The sequence below is a fragment of the Sphingomonas sp. genome, assembly GCF_031361285.1.
Classification (GTDB): domain Bacteria; phylum Pseudomonadota; class Alphaproteobacteria; order Sphingomonadales; family Sphingomonadaceae; genus Sphingomicrobium.
On the sequence record NZ_JANMCO010000153.1, the window covers coordinates 1 to 4,820 of the forward strand.

A 4,820-nucleotide genomic window follows, 5' to 3' on the forward strand; every position below is an offset into this window, starting at 1 on the left:
GCGCCGATGGCCGGCGAAATCCACGCCTCGGGCAAAATGAAGGTCGGCTATTTCACCCAATATCAGGTTGAGGAGCTGCACGGCGACGATACGCCGCTCCAGCACATGACCCGCGCCATGACCGGCAAGACCCCGGCCGCGGTCCGCGCCCAGCTCGGCCGCTTCGGTTTTTCCGGCGACAAGGCAACGACCTTGGTCGGCAAATTGTCCGGCGGCGAGCGCGCCCGGCTGGCGCTGGCGCTGATCACCCGCGACGCCCCGCATCTGCTGATCCTCGACGAGCCGACCAACCATCTCGACGTCGACGCCCGCGAGGCTTTGGTCCAGGCCTTGAACGGCTATGACGGCGCGGTCATCCTGATCAGCCACGACCGCCACATGGTCGAATTGACCGCCGACCGCCTGGTGCTGGTCGAGCATGGCGGCGCCAAGGATTATCCCGGCAGCATCAACGATTATATCGACTTCGTGCTCGGCCGGAACCAGCCCAGGATGGAGTCGAAACCCAAAGCGTCAAAAGCCGATCGCAAGGCGAGTTCAAAGGACCGTGAAGCGGCCCGGGCGCTCAAAAAAGCCGTCGCCGAAGCGGAGGCCGTCAGCGCCCGGCTGGCCGCGCAATGCTCGGCGCTCGACCGCGAACTCGCCGATGTTGCCTGCGTCCAGACGTTAAGCGACCTCAGCCAACGCCGCGTGCATCTCGCCGAGCAACTGCGCCAGGCCGAGGCCCGCTGGCTCGAAGTCAGCGAACAACTCGAACGCCTCGCCGCCTAGCGAAAGAGACGACTTTCCGCTTTGGGTGGAAAGCGGTCATTCGACGCCGCCCCACTATTTACACAACCGGACGGATGACTAACGTTGTCGGGCATGGGGTTGGTCCTTTACGCCGTCTTGTTTTTACTGGGTGCTAGGGGCATCCTCGTCAAAACGGGCTTGGCCTACTGCTTGACGACCGCCACGCTCTTGATACCGCTCAGCTTGGCAGCGGTTGATGATATGCCGCCCTGTGTTGGGGTAGGATGCGACTACTCGATACCGACGCTAGCATTAGTGGGCGTAACCCAGATCTCCTTGGCACTAGCCAGCTATGGTTCAGGGATTGGCGCACGTAAGTTATCTAATTTGATCCTTAAGTAAAACTTGCAGGTTTTAGGTTGAAAGCGGTCATCAGCATTAGACTAATCGAAACAGCAACCAGATTACTGCAGCTGTGAACGCTCCGAAGAGCGCGAGCGTCACAACCCAGGCCGCAAGCTTACTCCATCGCTGTTCCACCAGGTCATGGGCCCACTCTAATAGGCCTTGGAGGTCGATGCTCTCCATTAAGAGGTTGTCGCCGACACCCGCAAAGGGTGGAAAGCGGACGTTAGGGCCATACCCTACCGCGCCCCGAACCCGTTGAGCACCGTCTTCACCGTCCGGAACAGGATCAACAGGTCGAGCCAGGGCGAGAAATATTTGATGTAATAGAAGTCATAGTGGAGCTTGTAGTGGACGTCGGCGACTTCGGCGACGTGGCCCTGGTTGACCTGCGCCCAGCCCGAAATGCCCGGCTTCACAACGTGGCGGTAGCGATAGAATGGCAGCTCGCTGGTGTACCAGGTCGACAGCACTTCGGCTTCGGGCCGCGGGCCGATCCAGCTCATCTGCCATTGCAAGATATTGAAAATCTGCGGCAGCTCGTCGATCCGTGTCTGGCGCAGGAACCGTCCGACGCGGGTGATCCGCTCGTCGTCCTCCTCGGTCATCGCCGCTCGCCGCTCGTCCTCGATCGACACCGGCTTCATCGTGCGGAATTTGAACACCGTGATGCGCGTGCCGGCGTAGCCGATGCGGGCCTGGCGGAACAGGACCGGCCCCGGCCCCTCGGCGCGGATGGCCAAGGCGACCACGGCCATCAGCGGCAGGGCGAATGGCAGCAGCAGCACTGCGAACAGGAAATCCCCGAGGGACTTTAAGTAGAAATAGCCGCGCGCCGGGAGCAGCGAGCCGAAACTATTCTCCGAAAGGTGGCCGAGCTCGACCCGCCCGGTCAGCGATTCCGACAATTGCTTGACCTGATAGACGATGCGCCCGGCCAGCGCCGCGTCGGCCAGGAACGCTTCCCATTCGTCGGGCAAATCGGCGGCGAAATCAGCGACGATCGCGTGGCAGCCGGCGGCGTCCTGAAGCCGCGGCCGCTTGAGAGTATGCCACTGCACATTGCCGATCTCATCGAGGCGGGCAACCGCTCCGAATGGCACGACGGCGATCCGCCGGCGGATGCTGCGTTCGGCATAGAAATAGAGGAAATAGCTCCACAGCACATTGGCCGTGAAACCCATCGCCAGGCTCAAGCGGTCATAAGGCAGGCGGGTCAGCAGGAAGGCGACGACGACCAGGCCGTGGCCGGTCAGCGCGGTTGGGAAAATCACATAGGTCGAGCGAATGCCGGGGTAGGTTTCGATCGACAGCCGCATCCAAAAAGCGATGGTAATCGCGACCAGGTTGCCGAACAGCGCATTGATCGTCGCCGCTTCACCAGGGCGGCCGGACAGGACGGTGCCGCGCATCACCACCGGCAGCAGCGCCCCGAGCAGCAGCGCCCCCGCAAATTGAAACCGCCGCCGCGTAAACAGCGACCGGCTCAGCTTGACGGGCGGATCATGGCGCATCGTCTTAACGGCTCCCGATGCAAATCATCATAACGACCAGCGATTGATTGCCGGGTTCAACTGCCGATCCCGCCACATACCCTTAAGGTCGGCGAGCATGCCATCGCTTTCGACCAGCTTTTCAAGCTCGTCGGTGGCGAGGTCTCGATATTCGCCATGGGCGACCGCGCCGATGACCAGGTCATAACGCGAACCGCCGGGATCGACCGGCGACAGGCCATATTCGCGGGCAATTTCGTCAGGATCGGCCAGCGGGTCGGCGACCTCGACGCGGTGGCCGAGCTCGCGCAGCCGCGCCACCAGGTCGACCGTTCGGCTGTTGCGCAAATCGGGGACGTCCTCCTTGAAGGTCAAACCGAGCACCAGCGCCTTGCCCGCCTTGCCACCCAATCGTTCGTGCAAAGCGTCGGCGATCCAGGCGCCCATGCCGTCATTGATCGCGCGGCCGGACAGGATGAATTGCGGATCATGGCCGAGTTGCTGGGCGAGATGGCTCAAATAATAAGGGTCGACTCCGATGCAGTGGCCGCCGACCAGGCCGGGCTCGAACGGCAGGAAATTCCATTTGGTGCGGGCGGCGGCAAGCACGTCCCACACCGACACGTCGATCTTCGACAGGATCTGGGCGACTTCGTTCATGAAGGCGATGTTGATGTCGCGCTGGGCATTCTCGATCGCCTTGGCCGACTCCGCCGCCTTGATCGACGCCGCGCGGAACACGCCGCCGCTGGTGATCGCGCCGTACATCTCGGCCAATTGCTCGACCACTTCCTCGTCCTCGCCAGCGATGACCTTGGTGATCTGGTCGATGCTGTGAGTCTTGTCCCCCGGGTTGATCCGCTCGGGCGAGTAACCGAGGCGGAAATCGCGGCCGCGCTGGAGGTTGCCGGCGCGCTCGATCTCGGGCCCGCAAATCCCCTCGGTGACGCCAGGATAGACGGTGCTTTCGTAGATCACCGTCGGGCGTTTTGCTGGATCGATCGCCTGCGCGATCATCCGCGTCGCTGCGATCACCGCCGTCAGGTCGGGCTGGTTGGCGGCATCGACCGGGGTTGGCACGGTGACGATGTAGACGTCGGCGGCGCGGCAATCCTCGGCCGATTGCGTGAACGTCAGCGTGGTCCGGGCCAGCGCCTCGCCGGCAATCTCCCGCGTGCGATCGTGACCGGCAATAAGCTGGGCAATGCGTGCCGCATCAACGTCCAGGCCAATGACCGTGAACTTGCGGGCCAGCGCCACCGCCAACGGCAGCCCGACGTAACCCAATCCAACGACAACGATTTTTTTGATGCTGCTCATCCGTTCCTTGCGGGCCGCGCCCGGTGAAAACCTGTTGGGCGGATAAGCGTTGGTTCGCCCGGACGTTCCACGCGCCTGCCATTCGCCGCTTCCGCCCGAGACACAGGCCTCTTAACCGTTGGTCGTCGCTATGAACAGGCGGCCCCTCGCCCTAACGCCTCGCTTTTGCCCCAATATTGGGCTAGAGGCGCAGCCCTTCCGATGACCATCATGACTCTTCCTCGAGCCCCGCGCGTGGGCCTGGTCTCGCTCGGCTGTCCCAAGGCCTTGGTCGACAGCGAGCGGATCATGACTAAACTGCGCGCCGACGGCTATGACATGTCGCCCGACTATGCCGGGGCCGACGTAGTGCTGGTCAACACCTGCGGCTTCCTCGATTCGGCCAAGGCCGAAAGCCTCGACGCTATCGGCGAAGCGATCGCTGAGAACGGCCGCGTGGTCGTCACCGGCTGCCTCGGCAAGGAAGCCGAGATGATCCGGGCGCGCTTCCCGGGCGTACTCGCGATCACCGGCCCGCAGCAATATGAAGATGTCGTCGCCGCGGTCCATGCAGCCGCGCCGCCGGTCCCCAACGCGTTCCTCGACCTGGTCCCCGAAGCCGGCCTCAAGCTGACCCCGCGCCACTACAGCTATGTGAAGATTTCCGAGGGTTGCAACCACCGCTGCGCCTTCTGCATAATTCCTTCCATCCGCGGCGACCTCGTCAGCCGCCGCCCCGACGCCATCCTCCGCGAAGCCGAGAAATTGGTCGCCGCCGGCACCAAGGAGCTGCTGGTAATCAGCCAGGACACCTCGGCTTACGGCGTCGATCTTCGCCACGCCGCCTGGCCGTGGAAAGGCCGCGAAGTGCGCGCCCACATGACCGACCTG

4 protein-coding genes are annotated in these 4,820 nt (G+C 63.1%); 2 read left to right on the top strand and 2 right to left on the bottom strand.

Features of this window, described 5'->3' with window-relative positions:
* Positions 1-771, top strand: a 771-nt coding sequence (locus RMO25_RS12455; RefSeq protein WP_309662922.1) for an ATP-binding cassette domain-containing protein, incomplete at its 5' end; no start/stop codon positions are given.
* A 605-nt stretch (positions 772-1,376) separates the two neighbouring features.
* On the opposite strand, the gene RMO25_RS12460 is transcribed toward RMO25_RS12455, so the two are convergent.
* Complete coding sequence (locus tag RMO25_RS12460) at positions 1,377-2,651, bottom strand: sugar transferase (RefSeq protein WP_309662923.1); 1,275 nt, start codon at positions 2,649-2,651, stop codon at positions 1,377-1,379.
* 27 nt (positions 2,652-2,678) lie between these two features.
* The gene (locus tag RMO25_RS12465; protein WP_309662924.1) at positions 2,679-3,950 is read right to left on the bottom strand and encodes a nucleotide sugar dehydrogenase; all 1,272 of its coding nucleotides are present in this window, start codon (positions 3,948-3,950) and stop codon (positions 2,679-2,681) included.
* A gap of 201 nt (positions 3,951-4,151) precedes the next feature.
* Between RMO25_RS12465 and RMO25_RS12470 the strand changes: the two genes are divergently transcribed.
* The coding region (locus RMO25_RS12470) for a radical SAM protein (protein ID WP_309662925.1) at positions 4,152-4,820 on the top strand (669 nt) is incomplete at its 3' end.

What these genes read in the sequence shown, in the direction of transcription:
- RMO25_RS12460 (WP_309662923.1), bottom strand. Translation starts at nt 2,651, where the DNA reads ATGCGCCATGATCCGCCCGTCAAGCTGAGCCGGTCGCTGTTTACGCGG.
- RMO25_RS12465 (WP_309662924.1), bottom strand. Translation starts at nt 3,950, where the DNA reads ATGAGCAGCATCAAAAAAATCGTTGTCGTTGGATTGGGTTACGTCGGG.